At 70.1% G+C, this 19,173-nt stretch carries 19 protein-coding genes; 4 read left to right on the top strand and 15 right to left on the bottom strand.

Translation table 11 applies throughout. The features are described 5' to 3' along the window. The first annotated feature begins 4 nt into the window (after window positions 1-4). Window positions 5-955 carry an NADP-dependent oxidoreductase gene (locus tag VF106_RS37785; RefSeq protein WP_330844772.1) on the top strand — a complete coding sequence of 317 codons (951 nt, stop codon included), beginning with the start codon at window positions 5-7 and terminating at the stop codon, window positions 953-955. A 5-nt stretch (window positions 956-960) separates the two neighbouring features. Here VF106_RS37785 and VF106_RS37780 read toward each other — a convergent pair whose 3' ends face one another. The 10 genes from VF106_RS37780 to VF106_RS37735 all read right to left on the bottom strand — a co-directional run bounded on the left by VF106_RS37780 (window position 961) and on the right by VF106_RS37735 (window position 10,673). Further along, complete coding sequence (locus VF106_RS37780; protein WP_330844771.1) at window positions 961-2,586, bottom strand: FAD-dependent oxidoreductase; 1,626 nt, start codon at window positions 2,584-2,586, stop codon at window positions 961-963. Beyond that, window positions 2,586-3,362 (bottom strand): SDR family NAD(P)-dependent oxidoreductase, encoded by a 777-nt coding sequence (locus VF106_RS37775; RefSeq protein ID WP_330844770.1) that lies wholly within the window; start codon window positions 3,360-3,362, stop codon window positions 2,586-2,588. The genes VF106_RS37780 and VF106_RS37775 overlap by 1 nt, the downstream gene beginning before the upstream one ends. 20 nt (window positions 3,363-3,382) lie before the next feature. Beyond that, window positions 3,383-5,107 carry a PEP-utilizing enzyme gene (locus VF106_RS37770; RefSeq protein WP_330844769.1) on the bottom strand — a complete coding sequence of 575 codons (1,725 nt, stop codon included), beginning with the start codon at window positions 5,105-5,107 and terminating at the stop codon, window positions 3,383-3,385. A 334-nt stretch (window positions 5,108-5,441) separates the two neighbouring features. Continuing rightward, complete coding sequence (locus VF106_RS37765; protein WP_330844768.1) at window positions 5,442-6,203, bottom strand: glucose 1-dehydrogenase; 762 nt, start codon at window positions 6,201-6,203, stop codon at window positions 5,442-5,444. After that, on the bottom strand, window positions 6,200-7,210 hold the full coding sequence (locus VF106_RS37760; RefSeq protein ID WP_330844767.1) for an NADP-dependent oxidoreductase: 1,011 nt from the start codon (window positions 7,208-7,210) through the stop codon (window positions 6,200-6,202). Before VF106_RS37760 ends, VF106_RS37765 begins: the two co-directional genes overlap by 4 nt. After that, window positions 7,207-7,428, bottom strand: a complete 222-nt coding sequence (locus VF106_RS37755; RefSeq protein WP_330844766.1) for a hypothetical protein — start codon at window positions 7,426-7,428, stop codon at window positions 7,207-7,209. The genes VF106_RS37760 and VF106_RS37755 overlap by 4 nt, the downstream gene beginning before the upstream one ends. A 5-nt stretch (window positions 7,429-7,433) precedes the next feature. After that, on the bottom strand, window positions 7,434-7,763 hold the full coding sequence (locus tag VF106_RS37750) for a 2Fe-2S iron-sulfur cluster-binding protein (protein WP_330844765.1): 330 nt from the start codon (window positions 7,761-7,763) through the stop codon (window positions 7,434-7,436). Next, the gene (locus tag VF106_RS37745) at window positions 7,748-9,154 is read right to left on the bottom strand and encodes an aromatic ring-hydroxylating oxygenase subunit alpha (protein ID WP_330844764.1); all 1,407 of its coding nucleotides are present in this window, start codon (window positions 9,152-9,154) and stop codon (window positions 7,748-7,750) included. The genes VF106_RS37750 and VF106_RS37745 overlap by 16 nt, the downstream gene beginning before the upstream one ends. Next, complete coding sequence (locus VF106_RS37740; protein WP_330844763.1) at window positions 9,151-9,909, bottom strand: ThuA domain-containing protein; 759 nt, start codon at window positions 9,907-9,909, stop codon at window positions 9,151-9,153. Before VF106_RS37740 ends, VF106_RS37745 begins: the two co-directional genes overlap by 4 nt. Continuing rightward, window positions 9,909-10,673 carry an SDR family NAD(P)-dependent oxidoreductase gene (locus VF106_RS37735; RefSeq protein ID WP_330844762.1) on the bottom strand — a complete coding sequence of 255 codons (765 nt, stop codon included), beginning with the start codon at window positions 10,671-10,673 and terminating at the stop codon, window positions 9,909-9,911. The genes VF106_RS37740 and VF106_RS37735 overlap by 1 nt, the downstream gene beginning before the upstream one ends. A gap of 185 nt (window positions 10,674-10,858) precedes the next feature. Between VF106_RS37735 and VF106_RS37730 the strand changes: the two genes are divergently transcribed. After that, window positions 10,859-11,200, top strand: coding sequence for a putative quinol monooxygenase (locus VF106_RS37730; RefSeq protein ID WP_330844761.1), 342 nt, complete (start codon window positions 10,859-10,861; stop codon window positions 11,198-11,200). Then, on the top strand, window positions 11,197-12,381 hold the full coding sequence (locus tag VF106_RS37725; RefSeq protein ID WP_330844760.1) for an aromatic ring-hydroxylating oxygenase subunit alpha: 1,185 nt from the start codon (window positions 11,197-11,199) through the stop codon (window positions 12,379-12,381). Before VF106_RS37730 ends, VF106_RS37725 begins: the two co-directional genes overlap by 4 nt. Before the next feature lie 43 nt (window positions 12,382-12,424). Here VF106_RS37725 and VF106_RS37720 read toward each other — a convergent pair whose 3' ends face one another. The 5 genes from VF106_RS37720 to VF106_RS37700 form a co-directional block, all read right to left on the bottom strand. Further along, window positions 12,425-13,993 (bottom strand): S8 family peptidase, encoded by a 1,569-nt coding sequence (locus VF106_RS37720; RefSeq protein WP_330844759.1) that lies wholly within the window; start codon window positions 13,991-13,993, stop codon window positions 12,425-12,427. A gap of 98 nt (window positions 13,994-14,091) precedes the next feature. Next, entirely contained in the window at window positions 14,092-14,880 is a 789-nt protein-coding gene (locus VF106_RS37715; protein WP_330844758.1) for an ATP-binding cassette domain-containing protein, read from the bottom strand. A 115-nt stretch (window positions 14,881-14,995) separates the two neighbouring features. Beyond that, complete coding sequence (locus VF106_RS37710) at window positions 14,996-16,036, bottom strand: ABC transporter permease (protein ID WP_330844757.1); 1,041 nt, start codon at window positions 16,034-16,036, stop codon at window positions 14,996-14,998. Continuing rightward, the gene (locus VF106_RS37705) at window positions 16,033-17,055 is read right to left on the bottom strand and encodes a sugar ABC transporter substrate-binding protein (protein WP_330844756.1); all 1,023 of its coding nucleotides are present in this window, start codon (window positions 17,053-17,055) and stop codon (window positions 16,033-16,035) included. Before VF106_RS37705 ends, VF106_RS37710 begins: the two co-directional genes overlap by 4 nt. 17 nt (window positions 17,056-17,072) lie before the next feature. Further along, complete coding sequence (locus VF106_RS37700) at window positions 17,073-17,960, bottom strand: TIM barrel protein (protein ID WP_330844755.1); 888 nt, start codon at window positions 17,958-17,960, stop codon at window positions 17,073-17,075. A gap of 209 nt (window positions 17,961-18,169) precedes the next feature. Here VF106_RS37700 and VF106_RS37695 point away from each other — a divergent pair, with 209 nt between their 5' ends. After that, on the top strand, window positions 18,170-19,159 hold the full coding sequence (locus VF106_RS37695) for a LacI family DNA-binding transcriptional regulator (RefSeq protein ID WP_330844754.1): 990 nt from the start codon (window positions 18,170-18,172) through the stop codon (window positions 19,157-19,159). The last annotated feature ends 14 nt before the right edge of the window (window positions 19,160-19,173 follow it).

Here is a 19,173-nt window from a genome sequence, read left to right as displayed (position 1 = left end):
GTCCATGAGAGCAGTCCAGTTCACCGAGTACGGCCCACCCAGCGTCGTGCACGTCGCCGAGGTCGAGGCCCCACACGCCGGACCGAACGAGATCCGCGTCACCGTGCGCGCGTCCGGGATCTCGCCGGGAGAGACCTACGTCCGCTCCGGGCGGATGCGGGACGTCGTTCCCGCGAACTTCCCGTGGCTGACCGGCTTCGACGCCGCCGGCGTCGTCGACGAGGTCGGTGCGGGTGTCACGGGCGTTGCCGTCGGCGACGAGGTGTTCGGTATGACCACCGCGGCCACGCGCGGCGCCAATGCCGACTTCGCCGTCCTGACCGCCTGGGCGCCCAAACCGGCCGCGTGGAGCTGGGAGGAGGCGGGCGGCGCCGCGGGCAGCGTCGAGACGGCCACCCGGGTTCTCGACCGCCTCGCGGTCGGTGCTGGGCACACCGTGCTCATCCAGGGTGCGGCCGGTGGCGTCGGTACCGTCGCCGTGCAGCTCGCCGTCGCCCGCGGCGCGACCGTCATCGGCACGGCGAGCACGAACAACCACGACTTCCTGCGCTCTCTCGGCGCGCGACCGACAACCTACGGGGCGGGGCTCGTCGAACGGATCCGCGCACTCGCACCGTCCGGAGTGGACGCGGTGTTCGACTGTGCCGGAGGGGCGTTGCCGGACCTCGTCACCATCGCCGGGGATCCAGCGCGTGTGGTGACGATCGCACCCGACTTCACCGCGGCGGAACACCGCGTGCACATATCCCACAGCGCCCCGGCCGAGGAAACCGGTGCGGCCATGGGTGCCGCCGACCGGCTGGCTGTACACGGCCTCACGACCGCGGTCACCCTCGCCAGCGAGGGCCGGCTACGGGTGCCGGTCGCGGCGACGTTCCCGCTCGCCGAGGCCGCGGCCGCACACGAGCTGAGCGAGACCCGCCACGCCCGAGGGAAGATCGTGCTGGTGCACTGATCGTCCTACCCCGACTCGACACGGACGCCGGCGGCGTGCCGTCCGGCCAGGTAGCCGAACGTCATCGCCGGACCGAGGGTACCGCCGGCGCCACCGTAGGTCATGCCCAACACCGACGCCATCGCGTTGCCCGCCGCGTACAGGCCCGCGATGGGTTCGCCGTCGACATCGAGCACCCGGCCATGCACGTCGGTACGGGGCCCGCCCTTCGTGCCGAGTGCTCCACAGTAGACACGGACCGCGTAGAACGGTGGGGTGTCGACGGGTCCGATCGTGGAGCGGGCTCCCTCGCCGGCCTTCTGGTCGCCCCACCACCGGTCATAGACGCTCTCGCCACGGTGGAAGTCCGGATCCCGGCCGGACGCGGCGTGGCCGTTCCAGCGTGCGACCGTCGCGACAAGCGCGTCCTCGGGGACGTCGATCGTCCCGGCCAGTTCCTCGATGGAGTCGGCGCGGACCAGCCAGTCGGGGAGCGGCTGGTCCGCGGTGCGGCGGGCGAGGCCGTACCGCGCGAAGTAGTGGTGGTCGAAGACCATCCAGGCGGGATGGTTGAGGTAGTCGAACGACGAGACGTCCACGACGTGGAAGGCCGATCCGATGGCGTTGTAGTTGGCTGCCTCGTTGGTGAACCGCTCGCCGCGCCGGTTGACCATGATGCAGTGCGGCTTCGACCTCTCCCCGTTGACCTGCCACGCCACGGTGCCTCGTGCGGGGTCGGTCACGTCGATCGCCGGCACCCACCACGCCTCGCGCATGTCGCCGAGCCCGGCGCCGACCCGCATCGCCATCCGCAGGCCGTCGCCGGTGTTGGTTGGCACGGACACCGGTCGTGCCATCGGGCCGCGCAGGAACGCCCGCACCTGCTCGGCGTCCCATTCGAACCCGCCGGTCGCGATGACGACGCTGTCGGCGCTCACCTCGAACGGGCCGGTCGCCGACTCGAACCACACCCCGGTGACCGATGTGGACTCGCGGACCAGGGACACCGCCCTGGCGCCGGTCACCGGCACGAGACCCCGGTCCAGGCAGCCCTTCAGCAAGCGCCCCACCAGGGCCTGCCCGCCACCGCGTTCGTCTCGGACCTTGCGCCGGGCCAGCTCCGACGGTTCGACGCCCTGCGGGGCACCGCGACCCAGGGACGTCTCGCTCATCAGGATGTTGCCGGACAGCTGGTAGCCGGTCGTCACCCGGTCCGCCCACTCACCGAGGTCGGCGAACGGGAACAGCGCGCACTCCAGCGACCGCCCACCGCCCGGCTTCCCGCCAGGGTGTTCTGGGTGGTAGTCGGGGAAACCCGCGACGATCTGGAGACGCACCGGCGTCTTCGCGGCCAGCCACTCGACCAACTCCGGTCCGGTGTCGACGAACGCGGCGGCGAGGGCCTCGTCGATCAGGCCGTGGGACAGGGCGTCGAGGTAGGTCAGCGCCTCCTCCCGGCTGTCCGCGAGACCCAGGTCCGGCATACGTGGGTTGTTCGGCACCCACACCATGCCGCCCGACCACGCCGAGGTGCCCCCGACCTGATCGGCCTTCTCGAACAACCCCACCCGCGCGCCAGAGTCGTGGGCGGCGAGGGCCGCGGTCAACCCCGCGGCCCCGCTACCCAGGACGACGACGTCGTAGTCCGCCATCAGTACGCGGCCGTCCCACCGTCCACGTTGTACAGCGAGCCGGTCACGCCCGCGGCGTGGTCCGAGGCGAGCAGGACCGCGACCGCGGCGACCTCCTCCACCTTGTTCAGCCGCTTGATCGCCGACTCCTGCGCGAACATGTCCACCATCTCGTCGAACGTGAGACCCATCGACGCCGCGGCGGACGCGCCGTTCTCCCGCACCACGTCGGTGAGGATCAGCCCGGGGCACAACGCGTTCACCGTGATCCCGGCGGTCGCCACCTCCTTCGCGCAGGCCTTGGTGAAGCCGTTGATCGCGTGTTTGGCGGTCACGTAGTGACTGATGCCGGGCTTTCCGTGCTTGCCCTCGACCGACGAGATGTTGATGATCCGGCCGTACTGTCTCGGCAGCATGTGCGCGAGCGCCCGCCGGGTGGCCCAGAACGTCGAGTACACACACCACTGGATGGTGTTGTCCCACGACTCGTCGGACAGCTCCGCGACCGGCGCGGAGTCCGAGGTACCACCGGCGTTGTTGACCAGGATGTCGATCTGTCCGAAGTGGGCGGCGGCCTCGTCGACGAACCGGTCGACGTCGTCCTTGTTCCGCACGTCGCCCTGGACGAAGATCGCGCGGTCGCCCGCGTCCAGCTCTTCGAGGGCCTGCTTGCCCTTCGCGTCGTTGCGGCCGTTGATGGCCACGCTGGCGCCCTCCCGTAGGAACGCCTCGGCGATACCGCGCCCGATTCCCCTCGACCCGCCGGTGATCGCGGCGACCTTGCCGGTCAGTTGCATGGTCGGAACTCCTTGTTTTGTCAGATGTCGAGAACGCTGACACGGCCGGTCGAACCGTCGACCTCGACCAGCGCGCCGTTGGGGATGCGCCGGGTGGCGTGCGCGACGCCGGCGACACAGGGGATGCCGAGCTCCCGGCTGACGATCATGGCGTGGCTGCCCATGGCGCCCACGTCCACGATCACTCCGGCGGCCACCATGAACAGCGGTGTCCATGACGGGTCGGTCTGCGGAGCCACGAGGATCTCGCCTGGCTGGAAGTCGGCGATGTCGCCCGGATCGGTGACGACCCGTACCCGTCCACGGGCCACCCCGGCCGACGCGCCGGCGCCCGTGAGGTCGTCGCCGGCCCGCACATGGGTCGCCTCGGCCTCCGCGCGTCGCGGCAGCTCGTCGAGCGGCGGCAGCGGTTTGCGGCCGTCGACGTACATCGGAAGCTCCACAGTGGACAGCTCCCGCCACTGCCGTTCCCGCTCGGCGAGCACGTCACGCAGCGCCGCGGGTTCGGCGACCAGGACCTCCAGCTCGTTGTCCACGGCCATGAAGATCTGCCTGGGGTGCGCCAGGTGACCGTCGGTGTGCAGCCGCCGGCCCAGTTCCAGCAACGCGACCCTGGCCTCGTGCAGCACCTTGATCGCGTTGGTCTTGGCGCGTTCCCGCCAGGAGGCGAACCGGCGGGCGGAGGCGATCGCCAACTCGAGTGTCTGCTTCGCCTCCTGGTTGTCTCCCAACAGTTCCAGGGCCTGGCGTGTGGCCTCCTCGGCTTCGGCTGCCCGCTCCTCCTTGCGGCGCAACGGGGACAGCTCGTCCTCGAGGTGACGAAGACGGTCGAGCAGGGCCAGCACCAGCTCCGGGCGGGTCTCCCAGCTCTCGGAACCGAGGTCCCACTCACTCGGCCCCCGGTAGCCGAACTCCCGGATGAACCGCGCGAACAGTTTGTCGAACTCCGGCTGGCCCTCGTGCAGCCGGTCGAGCAGCCCGTCGAGGCCGCTCGCGAACTCGGCCGACAGCGCCTCGTCGGTGCGGATAAGACGGGAGAGGTCCCACAGCGCGAACGACGGCGCGGCGGAGTCCACGTCGCCCGCGGCGCCGATGAGCCTGATCGCCAGCGACGGGTCGAGCGCGCCAACGAGCTGGTTGATCACTCCGGGGCCGATGGCCGTCTGGTTGCTGGCGATCGTCTCGCCACGCCACATGAGCCGTTCGAGCGGCATCACGGAACGCGCACGGGCGATCAGCGCGGCCGGCGTCAGCGAGCCGAGGTCCGGCCGTTCCGCCCGGCACCGCTCGGCCACGTCCCGTTCCTCCTCGAGCTCGGGGAACGTGGTCGTGGTGAGCGCCCACATCGTGCGGGCGGCCATCTTCTCCGACAGCGCCTCGTTGATGTCGGAGGGCTCCTCCTCGTGCGGCGGGGCGCCGGGATAGCTGAAGAACGCGGAGTCGATGGCCTCCCAGCCGATCCCCGCGCGGATACCGATGATCCGCACGGTCGACTGGTTGATGTAGAGGTGGCCGTAGAGCAGACCGGCGACCGGGGCGACCTCCTCACCGGCCAGTTCGGACGCCGCGAAGGCGTCGAGTGCCACGTAGCCGTCGGCCCAGCCCGGGAGGATCCACGGGATCCACGCCAGGCTCGCGCCGAGCGGGGTGACGGGGTCGGGAAGCACGTCGTTGGCGTTGAGTCTGGTGTAGACCGGGAAGCGGGAGCTGGGCAACGTGTCGGTGAGCCAACCCTCGGGAGTCACGTCGACGTACCTCCTGAATGCACGCCGGCACCACAGTGGACCGGCGACTGGGGACACGGATGGCTTGTGAGGTAATAACCTTTTATCCAACGCGTGTTATGTGACACAGGTAATATACGGGGCGGAGAAGGGAAGTCAATGCCGAAACGGGTCGGGCACGAATTTCTCTGCCGGCAGGTGGCGGAAATCATCGCAGGCGCCATCGTCGCAGGTGGGATCGATGCCCGCACCATGCGAAACATGGCGTGAGCCACGAACTGTCGCACCGCGATCGCCGGCCATTACTTCACGGACAGGCGGGATTTGTTGGTATCCGGGCACAATTCAAATGTCCTCACCTCGCCAGGTAGCCGCCGTCGACGGCCAGCGCGTGACCGAAGGTGTACGCCGAGTCGTCCGAACACAACCACAGCGCCGCCTTCGCGATCTCCTCCGGTGCGCCGAACCGGTTCGCCAGGCTGAGCCGGGACGCCACCTCGTCCGGGTCCCGCCCCTTGCGCGCCATGGAGTTCCGCAGCATCGGCGTGTCGATGCCGCCCGGACAGATCGCGTTGACCCGGATCCCCTCCGCGGCGTGGTCGATCGCCGCGGATCTGGTGAGCCCGAGCACCGCGTGCTTCGTCGCCGTGTAGACCGGTTGGTGCGGCTGCGGACGGAACGCGTTCACCGAGGCGATGTTCACGATCGCGCCCCGGCCGCCGCGCCTCATCTGCGCGATCTCGTGCCTGAGGCAGAGGAAGACACCCTTGAGGTTCACCGCGACGACACGATCGAACGTCTCTTCCGGACAGTCCGGCAGCGCGGCGGTCTCGATCTCGATGGCGGCGCAGTTCACCGCGTGGTCGAGGCCGCCGTAGGTGTCGGCGGCATGGGCCACGAGCGCGGCCACCTCGGCATCGCGGGACACGTCCACATGGACGTAGCTCGCCGTGCCACCGGCCGACTCGATGTCCTCGACGGTCCGCGTGCCTCCGGCGTCGTCGACGTCGCCGACGACCACCTTCGCCCCGGCCGAGGCGAACGCGAGCGCCGTCGCGCGCCCCATGCCGCTCCCGGCTCCGGTGACCAGTGCGACCGTACCCGAGAAGTCCATCATGCCTCACCAACCTGAACGAGCATCTTGCCGATGTTCCCGCCACGCAGCATGGAGAGCCACGCGCCGACGGCGTTGTCCAGACCCTCGACCACCGTCTCCCGCGCGACCAGCTCACCCGAGGCGAGCCAACCCGCGACGCACCTCTCGAACTCCGGCCGCAGGTCCTCGTGGTCGCGCACGATGAAGCCACGCAACGTGATCCGCTTCAGCACGGCCTGCATCAGGTGCCGGAGGTCGTGTGTCTCGCCGTCCCGGGACATCGCGCCGCACAGTGCGACCCGGCCGCCGGGCCGCAGCGCGTGCAGGGCCGCCACGAGGTGTTCGCCGCCGACGTTGTCGAAGTACAGGTCGATGCCGTGCGGCGCGAGCCGGGCCAGGCCGTCGCGGACGCGCTCGGCCCGGTAGTCGAGCGCGCCGTCGTAGCGGAACTCCTCGGTCAGCACCCGTCGCTTCCGCTCGCTTCCTGCGCTGCCGACGACCCGTTTGGCGCCGAGCAGCCGGGCGAACTGACCGGCGGCACTGCCCACCGCGCCGGCGGCGGCCGACACGAAGACCGTGTCCCCCGGACGCAGCTCGCCGGCCCGCAACAGCCCGACGTAGGCGGTGAAACCCGTCGAACCGAGCAGACCCAACCAGGTCGGCAAGGGAGCGAGCACGGGGTCCACGATGGACACGTGCCGGGCCTCGACCACCGCGTGCTCACGCCAGCCGAGCTGGTGGCGGACGAACCGCCCTGGCTCGATGCCCGGCGTGCGGCTGGCGACGACCTCACCCAACGCCCTGCCGTCGAGAGGCTCGCCCGGCACCAGGTTGTGCGTGTAGTGCATCCGCGCCTGCTGGAGGCGACCGCGCAACGAGGGATCGACACTCAGGTACACGTTCCGCACGAGCAGCTGACCGGCGCCGAGGGCGGGCAGCGGCCGCTCCTCGATCGCGAAGTCCTCCGGCACGGGGTCCCGCGCCGGGCGGCGCACGAGGCACACCGCCCGCGTGGTGCGCGTGGTCACTCGTCTTCCCGCGTGACCGTGCGGCGCCGGGCGAGCCTGCCCACCCAGCCGGTGATCTGCATGTCGGCGTGCCGCAGCTCGCCGGACTGCCAGCGGGCGTGCTCGTCGAAGATCCCGCGCCGGCCGGTCTCCGGGTCGTAGACCTCGACGAGACCGTCGTCGGTGAGCCGGTACACCTGCCTGGTCAGCGGGTGGACCACTTCCTTCGCTTCTGACACCTGGCTCACTCCTCGGTGCGGCGTCGCACGCCGCGCTTGACGACCGTCACCGTCCCACCGGTCACGGTCAGCTGACAGGCGAGCCGGGTGCGACCGTCGAGCGGCCGCCGCAGGGCCTCGATGCCTTCCCGTTCCAGCCCACCGATGTCCGAACAGGACTCCCGCCCCTCGTCGACCTCCACGAAGCACGTGCGACACGTGCCGAGGCCGCCGCAGATCGTCGGCCAGCGGTAGCCGAGGCGTTCGGCGGCCCGCAGCAACGGCTCCCCGTCGGCGAGCTCCAGCTCGATCCCGGCCGGCCGCACGATCACCGTCGCGGTCACGTCGACATCCACAGGTCGAGCGTGCGGTTGAAGTGCCGGATCCGACTCTCCTGGTAGTTGCTCAACGTGATCCCGGGTTTCCGCATCGCCTTGAGTCCCTGCTGGACGTACGGCAGGTTCTCGCAGTCCTGGTCGAACACCGGACCGACAAGGCCCAGCTCGGGAATGTCGGCGAACAGCGTGTCCTCGGGGACCCAGCGGATCTTCGCAGGCGCCGGCCGCGGGCCGTCCTTCGGCGGGGCCGACATGTAGATGATCTCCGCGATACACGAGTCGGGATCGAGGCCGTCCGGCCGGAACCGGTAGATGATGTTGCTCTTGACCCCGCCCCAGGGATGGAAGTTGGGGAACACCAGGTGGTGCATCGCGTCCAGCATCTCGCTGTCCGACACACCGGAGTAGTCGGCGTCCGACGCCGCCGAGAGCTGGTCACGCATTCGCGCGGCGAGCACGGCCCGCGCGGTGCCGCCCTCCGGCACCTGTGGCAGGTCCTCCCCTTCTGGCGCCTGGAGATCCCGCCCCTGCGTCGCGGCGTAGAAGGAGCGGGAGAAGTAGAAGGCCTCCAGGACGTCCTGCTCGGTGACCATGTCCGCCACGTGTGGACTGGGCGCACCCTGGATGTTGATCATCCGGCTCCAGTTGGGCTGGTCGGCCGTCGCGTCGTACTGGGAGTTCGCGTCGGCGAGCCAGGGCAGCAGCTGCGGGTGCGTCGCGATGACGTGGAAGGCCTCGATGAACGCGTCCTGGGCCACCTTCCAGTTGCACGGCAACACCTTCGCGACGTGCAATGCCTTGTGGCGGTCCTCGAGGGGCCAGATGAAGTGATCGACGAAGGTGCCGAGGTGGTCGGCGAGGGGTTCCGCGTAGGGGTCGAGGTTGACGAACACGAAGCCACGCCAGGTGTCCACAGCCACCTCGGGCAGGCCGAACTTCTCGGCGTCCACATGGGGGAAGTCCCACACACACGGCAGGCCCTTGAGCGACCCGTCGAGGTTCCAGGTGAAGCCGTGGAACGGGCAGCGGAACTCCGGCACGTTGCCGCCCGCGGTGCGAAGCTTGCGCCCGCGGTGCAGGCAGACGTTCACGAACGCCTGGATCTTCTCCGGCCCGGTACGGACGATCAGCACGGAGTCGGTGCCGATCTCGTACACCTCGTGGTCGCCGACCTCGGGGATCTCCTGTTCGAGGCAGGCGAACTGCCACACCTTGCGCCAGACCTTGTCCATCTCGCGGCGGGCCCACTCAGGGGAGGTGAAGCGCTCGACGTCGATGTCGTCGCTGCCGAGGTAGTCGTTGGCGTCGTAGCGCAGCGTCGTTGGCACCGGCCGTGAGTCACGGTCCAGGTAGTCCTGCACGCTGGGGCCGGGACAGCGCGCTGCCCCTGGCTCCTGTGTGGCGGTCATCGAACCTCCTTCGGGAGTAGGTAGTCGACGCAACGGGCGAGGATCGTGGTGAACTCGGGCACCGACCAGCTCCCCCGGTCCACGTCCCCGGTGTCCGCGACGCCGAGGTCCTGGACGTCGTAGCGTCCTCGGCAGTGTCCGAGCGTGCAGTAGCAGACCGTGCCCGCGCCGTGCCCGCGCAGGTAGAGGACCGGCTCGTCGCCGCTGCCGCGCCCTTCGGCGAAGCCGGGACAGTCACCGAGGAACCTGGTGTGCAGCAACACTTCCAGCGGGCCGTGCTGTTCGCTGACGTACAGCTCGTCGGCCACCTCGAACGGTCCGATGCCCGCGACGATCGGGTGGCGGGGCGCGGTCACGTCCACTGTGTACGGCGCGATCCTCGGGTGGCCGAGGAACTGGCTGCCCAGGACCGTGGCGACCTCTCCGAGCACCCGGGGCGTGCGGAAGACGCGCGGACCGCCGGGGGAAGGCGGGTCGATCGCCGCGTTCGTCCCGTGCAGCGCGAGCCAGCGCCCACCCCGCTCGACGAACTCGGCCAGCTCCCGTTGCTGCACGGGTGTCGGCCGGACGTCGCAGGTGTAGGTGACCAGCAGATCCGCCGCACGCAGCGCGTCGACACACGCGTAGTCCTCGAAGACCCTGGTGCGGACCCGCTCGTGCACGGCGAGCAGGTCGAGCAGGCGCAGGCGGGCGTGGTCGAAGTCGTGCCAGCGGCCCCCGCACACGAGGACCGCGCGGACCGGCGGGCGCCGCACTAGAGCTGGACCCGGTGGAGGAGGCCGCCGTCGACGACGAGGTTGGCGCCGACGACGAAGGACGCGCGAGGGCTGGCGAGGAACGCGACGGCGTTCGCGATGTCCTCGGCGGCACCGTACCGGCCGATGGGGAGCTTGCCGAGCACCTCGTCGTACACCTCCGGCCGCGCGTTCCTGATCTGTTGCCACGGCCCGCCGGGAAAGTCGACCGGTCCCGGTGAGACCGTGTTGACGCGGATGCCCTCGGGGGCGAGGGACTGGGCGAGTGCGGCGGCGTGCTGTGTCACCGCGGCCTTCATGGCCGAGTAGGGCGTCGGTCCGGCCGGTCGGACGGTGTCGGACGCGCTCGTCGAGCCGATCGCGATGATCGCGGCCGCGTCGCCGCGGCGCAGGTGCGGCACGGCGGCGGCCGCCAGCTCGGCGAAGGCGACGAGGTCTCCTCGCAGGCTGGCCTCCCAGGCGCCATCGCCTCGGGTGTTGCCGGCGGAGACGTTCGAGACCACGATGTCCAGGCCGCCCAGCCCGGCTGCCGCCGTCGCGACGAACCCACGCAATTCGTCCACATCGGACACGTCGACCGCCTCGGCGACGATCGTCACGCCGGAGGCCGCAAGCTCGGCTGCCGCCTTGTCGATGCCTTCCCGACCACGGGCACAGATGGCCAGTGAACAGCCCTCGGCCGCCAACACCTCGGCGATCGCCCGGCCGATCCCACGACTGGCCCCGGTCACCAACGCCTTGCGTCCGGTCAGCCCGAGGTCCATCGGGTCCTCCTCGACTCGAGGTACTTACTCTCCTCCGACTCTAGTTACTAAGTGGACCCGCCACTAGCCCCTGAACCGACTTTCTGATGACTGACCCAAGTAAGGACCGTTGAAGAAGGCTTGCCTGCCGAACCACGTACTTACTAGACTCCGATTTCAGAATCTAACGCCAGGGAGTGGTCGACGTGAGCCCACAACCGGAACAGGTCATCGTGGCCGGCTGGATCGACTGGGCGCCCGAACACCGGGACGAGGCGCTGAAGCACTTCCAGGAGGTCACGGCGGCCAGTCTGGCCGAGCCCGGCTGCCTCGCCTACGTCATGACCGGAGACGCGCTCAACGCCTGCCGCGTCCACGTCTTCGAGCGCTGGACCGGAGCCGCCGCGCTCCAGGCGCATTTGGACACACCGCACATCAGGTCGTTCCGTGAACGCACCGCGCACCTCACCCGGGTGGCCAGGCAGCTCGACCGGTTCCGGGTCACGGCGGCAGAACCGATGACCTCCCAACGAAAGGACGTCTCGTGACGACCCCAACGTACGTCGGGGCGGTCGACCTGGCCGGCGCCGCGCGCGAGGACGCGCTCGACGTGATGGCGCGGCTCGTCCGGCACTACCAGGACAAGACCACCGACCTGGCCGACGGCCAGTGGCGGGAGCCGGTCCGGAACTACCTCGATCCGGCCCTGTTCCGCACCGAGGTCGAACGGATCCACCACGGTGTCCCGCTGGCGCTGGCGCTCTCCTGCGAGCTGGCCGGCCCGAACACCTACAAGGCCATCGACGTCGCCGGCACCCCGGTGCTGATCACCCGGGACGGCGACGGCCAGGTGCACGCGATGATCAACGCCTGCCGCCACCGCGGCGCCGAGATCCTCGGCGAGGGCACCGGGCAGACGCGCCGGCTCACGTGCCCCTACCACTCATGGTCCTACGACTTGAAGGGCTGCCTCACCGGGATCTACGGCGAGAAGACGTTCGGCCCGGTCGACCGCACCGAGCGGTCGTTGATCACCCTGCCCGCCGAGGAGCGGGCCGGCGTCGTCTTCGTGGGGCTCACCCCGGGTGTGGCGTTCGACCTGGACACGTGGCTCGGGCCCGCTCTCCCGCTGCTGGAGACGCTGCGGCTCGACGGCTGCCACCACCACTCCACGCGCGTGCTGAACGGGCCCAACTGGAAGATCGTGGTGGACGGCTACCTGGAGGGCTACCACTTCGCGTCACTGCATCGCACCACGGTGTTCAAAACGAACCTGTCCAACATGGCCACCTTCGACGCCCTGGGGGCACACCAGCGCAACGTGTTCGCTCTGCGCGCGATCGCGGGCGCGGTGGGGACGCCGCCGACGGACTGGGAGCCGGCGACGTGCACCGGCCCGATCCTGTTCCTGTTCCCCGGCCTGGCGATCGCCGGCGGTCTGCGGCACCAGACCGCGGTGTCGCTGGTCATGCCGGGGCGCACCGTCGGTGAGTCCCGGACGCAGCAGCTGATCCTGCTCCGGCGTGCCCCCGTCGACGACGAGGAGGTCAAGGCCGCCGACCAGGCCCGCGACTGGTTCCACGACGTCGTGCTCGACGAGGACTACCTCACCGGCGAGGGTGTGCAGCGCGGCCTCGCGGCGACCGAGGACACCGACTACCTGTTCGGCCGCAACGAACCCGGCGTGCAGCACTTCCACCGCGTGCTCAGGGACTTCACGAACAGCTGACGGGCCCGACCCACCCGAGGCAGGTCGAGCCCGTCGACACGGCTCAGAGGGTGAGGGCCCAGCGGTCGAGGTAGCCGGTGTCGCCGAGGTAGCGGTCGCTGACACGCAGCGTCCACGTCCCGTTGCGCGACTCGGAGCCGAGGTTGACCCGGTAGACGGCGTCGAGGTTGGCGACGTCGTCGCCGGGCGTTGCGGACCTGAGGTCGTACACGCTGCCGTCGGGCGCGACCAGCGACACGGTCAGGTCTCCCCTGTCGGCGTGCTTGACGTGCACCTCCACCGAGCTGGTGGTCGAGGCCAGGCCGGTGCAGCCACTGACCGTCAGCCGGGTGTCCTTGCTCGACCGGTCGGCGATGGCCTGGTCCTGGTCGCTGCTGACCGTGCACGCCGGTGGCGGGGTGGGGGCGGCGCTGAGCGCCCCGGTGTGCAGCAGCAGGTTGGGCGAGCCGGTCCCTGCGTCGGTCACCACACCCGCCGTGGCCTGCGCGACCATCAGGTCCCGAACCTTCGCGGGGGTGGCCGCCGGGTTGGCCGACAGGTACATCGCGGCGGCGCCCGCCACGTGCGGCGCGGCCATGGAGGTCCCGCTCATCCAGCCGCTCGTGGTGTCGCCGTCCTTGGTGGCGGACTGCACGTTCACGCCGGGCGCGAACAGGTCGACGCAGGTGCCGCGGTTGGAGAACGAGGCCCGCTTGTCCGCGGCGTCCGTCGCACCGACGGTGATCGCCTCACCCACGCGGGCGGGGGACGCGGTGCAGGCGTCGGTGTTGCTGTTACCCGCCGCCACCACGTAGGTGATGCCGGCGGCGATCGAGTTGCGTACCGCGGTGTCCAGGCTCAGGCCGGCGGGACCGCCGAGGCTCATGTTCGCGACCGCTGGTTTGACGGCGTTCTTGGTCACCCAGTCGACCCCGGCGATGATCCCGGAGAAGGTGCCGGAGCCCGCGCAGTCGAGGACCCGCACCGACACGATCTTGGCCTGCTTGGCCACGCCGTAGGTCGCGCCAGCCACGGTGCCGGCCACGTGCGTGCCGTGCCCCTGGCAGTCGCTGGCGTCGGCGTCCTTGTTGACGAAGTCGTAGCCGCTGCGTGCCCGGCCGCCGAACTGCGTGTGGCTCAGCCGCACCCCGGTGTCGAGGATGTAGGCGGTCACGGTGCTCGCCGTGTTGGGGTAGGTGTACGTGCCCGACAGCGGCAGCGTGCGCTGGTCGAGGCGGTCCAGGCCCCAGGTCGGGCCGGTCTGGGTCTCGGTGAGCCGCACCACGCGGTCCTGCTCCACCGAGGCGACCGCGGGATCGGCGGCGAGGCGTTTGGCGGCGGCCTCGGGCATCTCGACGGTGAAGCCACGCACGGCGCGGGTGAACTCCCCGCGCACGTTCCCGCCGAACCGCGCGGCGAGGTTCCGCGCGCTGCTGGAAACCTGTGTGGCCTCCGGCGCGGTGTTCTTGAAGACGACGATGTAGCGGTCCTGGACGGCACCGGGGGCGTCCTCGCCGGCGATGGTCCCCTGGGCCGGCTCGGCGGCCGCGACCGCGCCGGTGGCGAGGACCGAGGCGAGGCAGGCGAACGAAACTGTGACGGCACGGGCACGGAGAGAAAGCGTCAATCGCATGCCGTAATGACACGGCACGTGACCGAGCAGGCCGGGTCGCTGACGGGAGCGTTCCGGTTGCGACCGGTGCCCCCTGTTCCCAGGGGGCACCCTTCGCGTTACGTGGTCTCCACCGAGCGCAGCTCGTGTTCGAGTGCCTCCAACTCGGCGCCACCCGCCATCTGGCGGGTCAGCTCGGCGATGTCGATCTCCGACTTCTCGTAGACACCGAGTGGCGCACCACGCTTGAGCAGGAGGAACCGGTCGCCGACCGGGTAGGCGTGGTGCGGGTTGTGGGTGATGAGCACGACGCCCAGCCCCCGGTCGCGGGCCTGCGCCACGTGTTTCAGCACGATCCCCGCCTGCTTCACGCCCAGCGCGGCGGTCGGCTCGTCGAGGATCAGCACCTTGGCGCCGAAGTGGATGGCGCGGGCGATCGCCACGCACTGCCGCTCACCGCCGGAGAGGGTGCCGACCGGCTGCTCGACGTCCCGCAGGTCGATGCCCATCTCGGACAGCGCCTGTTTGGTCACCGCCCTGCCCTTCCTCCGGTCCAGGAAGGACACCGGGCCGAAGCGCACCTTCGGCTCGGACCCGAGGAAGAAGTTGCGCCACACGCTCATCAATGGCACCACGGCCAGGTCCTGGTACACCGTCGCGATGCCGTGGTCCAGCGCCTCACGCGGCGAGGAGAACTTCACCGGACGGCCCTCGACGAAGAACTCACCGCGGTCGTGCTGGTGCACCCCGGCGAGGATCTTGATGAGCGTGGACTTGCCGGCGCCGTTGTCGCCCAGCACGCACGTCACCTGGCCCGCGTTGACCACAGTGGACACGTCACGCAACGCGATGACACTGCCGTAGGACTTGCCCACGTCGATCACCTCGAGCAACGGAATCTCAGTCATGACGTCACCGCTCCCGCTCCGTGGTGCCGGAACGCTCCGCAGGCTCCGCTACACCGGCGCCCTCCGCGTGCTCGGCGTCGTCCTGAACATCGATGATTCGCTCCGCAAGCTCCGCTCATCGCCGCACCCTCTCCGCGCGTCGCCGGAACGTGTTGTTCACCAGCACCGCGGCCAGCAGCATGATGCCGAGGAACAGCATGAACCAGTCGCTGTTCCAGTTGGCGAACACGATGCCCTGCCGCGCCATGCCGAAGATCAGCGCACCGATCGCCGCGCCGACCGCCGACCCGAACCCGCCGGTGAGCAGGCACCCGCCGACCACCGCCGCGATGATGAACTGCAGTTCCAGACCGATGCCCTGGTTGGCCTGCACGCTGGTGAACCGCAGGATGTTGATCGACCCGACGATCCAGCCCGCGAACGCGGTCGTCATGAACAGCAGGATCTTCGTCTTCACCAGCGGCACACCGACCGCGCGGGCGCTGGTCGGCGCGCCGCCGACGGCGAAGATCCAGTTGCCGAACGACGTGCGCACCAGCACCAGCGCCGCGACGGCGGCCGCCAGGACCCACCACAGGATCGACACCTGGAACTCGGTGCCCCCTACAGCGATCTTCGAGGCGAAGAACATGCCGGCCGACTCGTAGCCGTCGGCCGACCGCATGCCCGACACCTGGACGGTGCCGGTGACGAGCCGGGTGATCCCGAGGTTGAGGCCCTGCAGCGCGAGGAACGTGCCGAGCGTGACGATGAAGCTCGGCAGCCCGGTACGCATCACCAGCCACCCGTTGAACGCGCCGACGAACAGCGCGAACACCAGCGAGGCCGCCAACGCGAGCCACACGTTCCAGCCGGCCTGGGTGGCGAGCATGGCGGTGACGAGCGCCGTCGACGCCGTCATCACGCCGGCGGAGAGGTCGAACTCACCGCCGATCATCAGCAGTGCCACGGCGACCGCCATGATGCCGAGCGTCGAGGCGTCGTCCAGCCACGTCGCGGCGCCGTTCATGCTGAGGAACTGCCCCGCGACGACCGAGAAGAAGACGAACACCACGATCGCGCCGAGCAGCGCGCCGATCTCCGGCCGTACGACGAGCCGGTCGACCAGCCGGGACTGCGCGACCCGCTCGTCGACAGTGGCGGTCGCGGCCGTCATCGCGTACCACGCTCCACGTACTCGCCGATCTTGTCCACATTGTCCTTCTCGACCAGGTCCGGCCCGGTGAGCACGGGCTGACCGCCGCCGACCACGTTGGCGTTCTCCTTGTACAGCTTGAGGAACTGGATCGGCAGGTAGCCCTGCAGGTACTGCTGCTGGTCGACCGCGAACAGCACCTCGCCCGAGGAGATCGCGGTCACGACGTCGGCGTTGAGGTCGAACGTGGCGACCTGCGCCTTCGAGCCCGCTGCCTGCGCGGCCTGGGCGGCCAACGCCGCGACCTGGGAGTTCAGCGTCAGCACGGCGTCGATCGACGGGTCGGTCTGCAACGCGCCTCGGATGCGCGACTGCACGTCGGTCGGGTTGTTGATGTCCACCTGCAGGTTCGACACCTCCCCGCCAAAGCCCGACTTGGCACCCTCGCAGCGCTGGTTGAGCCCGACGTTGCCGGCCTCGTGGATCACGCAGAGCATCTTGGTCTTGCCAAGGTCCTTGAACTTCTTGCCGGCCTGCTGTCCCGCGATGGTCTCGGTCTGGCCGACGTGGGTCAGCGCGCCGAACTCGGCGCTGCGGTCGTCGCCGGAGTTGATGGTGATCACCGGGATGCCGGCGGACACGGCCGCCTTGATCGACGACTCGAGCGCGTCCGGGTTGGCCATGGACACGACCAGGCCGTCGACCTTCTGCGCGACCGCGTTGTCGATGAGCTTCGCCTGGGCGCCGGGGTCGCCGTCGGAGTTGTACTCGACCTGCACGCCGAGGTCCTTGCCCGCCTGCTCGGCGCCGTTCTTGACCACGTTCCAGAACGCGTCGCCGGCGGAACCGTGGGTGATCACGGCGAACTTCAGGTCACCGGCGCTGGCGGACTGGTCGCCACCCGAGTCGCCACTCGTGTCGTCGCTGCCCTGCGGCCCGGAGCACGCCGCCAGCACGAGGGCGGCGGCCGCGCCGGCGGCCAGCCACCAACGGCGGCGGCGGGGTTTGGCGGAGTTTCCGGCGGTGGGTTCAGACTTCATCGTCTCTCCAAGGTGAACTACGCAGCCGGCAACCGGCTGAGGACATCGTTGAGGTAGGCGAGGCTGCGAGCGGTGTCCCGCTTCGGGACGTCGTCCGGCGCGTCGTCGGTGAGCGCGGTGTCCTGTTCCAGGACGTACCACCCGGTGTAGCCCGCCTCGTGGACGAACCGCACCATCGACTCGATGTCGACGTCCCCGTCACCGAGCGGGACGTACATGCCCCGCGCGACGGCGGCGGCGTAGGCGAGCCGGCCGGCGCGCACCTCGTCGGCCAGTTCGGCGCGGACGTCCTTGAGGTGGATGTGCCCGATGCGGTCGCGGTGCCGTTGTGCGAGCGCGACCGGGTCGACGCCGCCGATGAGCAGGTGACCGGTGTCCAGGCACAGTGGGAGGTCGGAGTCGGTCAGGAAGCGCTCGACCTCGTCCTGCCGCTCGACGTGCGTGCCGACGTGCGGGTGCAGTGCGGTCGACAGGCCGTGCCCGGCGGCGGCGTCGCGGATGGCGCCGGCCGTCTCGACGAGGGTGCGCCACTGCGCGTCGTCGAGCCGTGGCCGTTCGTCGTACCCGTCGAGGCCGGTGGCGGCCGCGAGCACGAGCACGTCCGCGCCGCACTCGGCGAACAGGGCCGCCGACTCCGCCGCGGCACCGATCGCCTCGTCGGGGTCCTGGTGCAGCGGGACGGCGAGGAAACCACCCACGAGGGACAGTCCGTGCCCGGACAGCTGCGTGCGCAGCTCGGCGGGCTCCCGGCGCAGGTAACCGGGTGGGCCCATCTCGGTCGCGGTGAGACCGAGGTCGGCCATCTCGGTCAGGACGGTCTCCGCGTCCAGCACCCGGCCCCAGCCGGGGACCTCGCACACGCCCCACGAGATGGGTGCCCCCGCGACCCGGAACTGCTCTGTCATCCGTGATCTCCACGTGTTTCCGAGCGCTCCGGCGTTGGAGCGCTCTATTGGTTGGAGCGCGACAATCGTGTAGCGTGACCGAGGACACTGTCAAGGGCCCAGGCGGCGACCGCGACCAACATGTTGCGAGCAAAGGACGATCGGTGACTCGTCCACGTACTCATGAGTCGTGACAGGTATTTTCGGAGGGCACGTTGGCGCGACCGACCATGGAGGACGTTGCCGCTCGTGCGGGCGTGTCCCGTGCGCTGGTCTCGCTCGTCTTCAACAACTCACCGAAGGTGAGCGAGCACCGCCGCGCCGCCGTGCTCGCCGCCGCCGAGGAACTCGGTTACCAGCCGCACGTGATGGCGCGGGCGTTGGCGAGCCGCACGTCCACCGTGCTCGGTGTGATGGTTTCCGACCTGCGCAACGCGTTCTTCGCCGACGTCATCGAGGGCCTGGAGAGCGCGGCCCGCGACGCCGGGTTCGAGCTGGTGCTCAACACCGGCTCCCGCAATCCCGCCAGGGAGAACGCCGCCCTCGCCAACCTGTTGTCGTTCCACCCGGCCGGTGTCGTGCTGCTCTCCCCCGTGCTGCCGGCGTCGGCGATCGAGGCGGCCGCCGCGACATGTCCGGTGGTGCTGGTGTCCCGCGGTTCCCGTCTGTCTACAGTGGACACCGTGAACGACGACGGGGTCGCCGGGTCCACACTGGCCGTCGAGCACCTCATCTCCCTGGGACACCGGCGCATCGCGCACCTCGACGGCGGCAGCGCGACCACCGCGGCGGCCAGGCGCAAGGGCTACCGCGTGGCCATGGCTCGCCACGGGCTGGACCCGCTGGTGGTGCGGAGCGAACACACCGACGTCGCCGGCGAGAAGGCGGTCCACCATCTGCTCGCGACGGTCGAGCGTCGCGAGTGGCCGACCGCCCTGTTCGCCGGCAACGACTTCAACGCGTTCGGCGCCATCTCCGCGTGTGAGGAGGAGGGTTTGCGCGTCCCGGAGGACATCTCGGTCGTCGGCTACGACAACACCTCGCTCGCCGCGCTGAAGCGCGTGTGGCTGACCACGATCGACCAGCCGCGCATGGAGATGGGCCGGCTGGCCGTCCAGGCGCTGCTCGAGCGGGTGCGTGACGGACGCACGACGCCGGCGCGCCACCTGCTCCACCCGTCGCTCGTCGTCCGCGGCACCACGTGCCCGCCAACGGCCTGATCAGAGAGGCAACA

Origin of the sequence: Actinophytocola sp. (genome assembly GCF_036378875.1) — a bacterium.
Classification (GTDB): Bacteria; Actinomycetota; Actinomycetes; order Mycobacteriales; family Pseudonocardiaceae; genus Actinophytocola.
The sequence above is the reverse complement of the archived record's forward strand: the minus strand, read 5'-3'. Positions and strand labels throughout refer to the sequence as shown.

Coding starts and splice junctions, on each gene's coding strand:
- VF106_RS37700 (WP_330844755.1), bottom strand. CDS start 17,960: ATGACAGAGCAGTTCCGGGTCGCGGGGGCACCCATCTCGTGGGGCGTG.
- VF106_RS37735 (WP_330844762.1), bottom strand. CDS start 10,673: ATGGACCTCGGGCTGACCGGACGCAAGGCGTTGGTGACCGGGGCCAGT.
- VF106_RS37745 (WP_330844764.1), bottom strand. CDS start 9,154: ATGACCGCCACACAGGAGCCAGGGGCAGCGCGCTGTCCCGGCCCCAGC.
- VF106_RS37715 (WP_330844758.1), bottom strand. CDS start 14,880: ATGACTGAGATTCCGTTGCTCGAGGTGATCGACGTGGGCAAGTCCTAC.
- VF106_RS37720 (WP_330844759.1), bottom strand. CDS start 13,993: ATGCGATTGACGCTTTCTCTCCGTGCCCGTGCCGTCACAGTTTCGTTC.
- VF106_RS37765 (WP_330844768.1), bottom strand. CDS start 6,203: ATGATGGACTTCTCGGGTACGGTCGCACTGGTCACCGGAGCCGGGAGC.
- VF106_RS37705 (WP_330844756.1), bottom strand. CDS start 17,055: ATGAAGTCTGAACCCACCGCCGGAAACTCCGCCAAACCCCGCCGCCGC.
- VF106_RS37695 (WP_330844754.1), top strand. CDS start 18,170: ATGGAGGACGTTGCCGCTCGTGCGGGCGTGTCCCGTGCGCTGGTCTCG.
- VF106_RS37710 (WP_330844757.1), bottom strand. CDS start 16,036: ATGACGGCCGCGACCGCCACTGTCGACGAGCGGGTCGCGCAGTCCCGG.
- VF106_RS37780 (WP_330844771.1), bottom strand. CDS start 2,586: ATGGCGGACTACGACGTCGTCGTCCTGGGTAGCGGGGCCGCGGGGTTG.
- VF106_RS37785 (WP_330844772.1), top strand. CDS start 5: ATGAGAGCAGTCCAGTTCACCGAGTACGGCCCACCCAGCGTCGTGCAC.
- VF106_RS37775 (WP_330844770.1), bottom strand. CDS start 3,362: ATGCAACTGACCGGCAAGGTCGCCGCGATCACCGGCGGGTCGAGGGGA.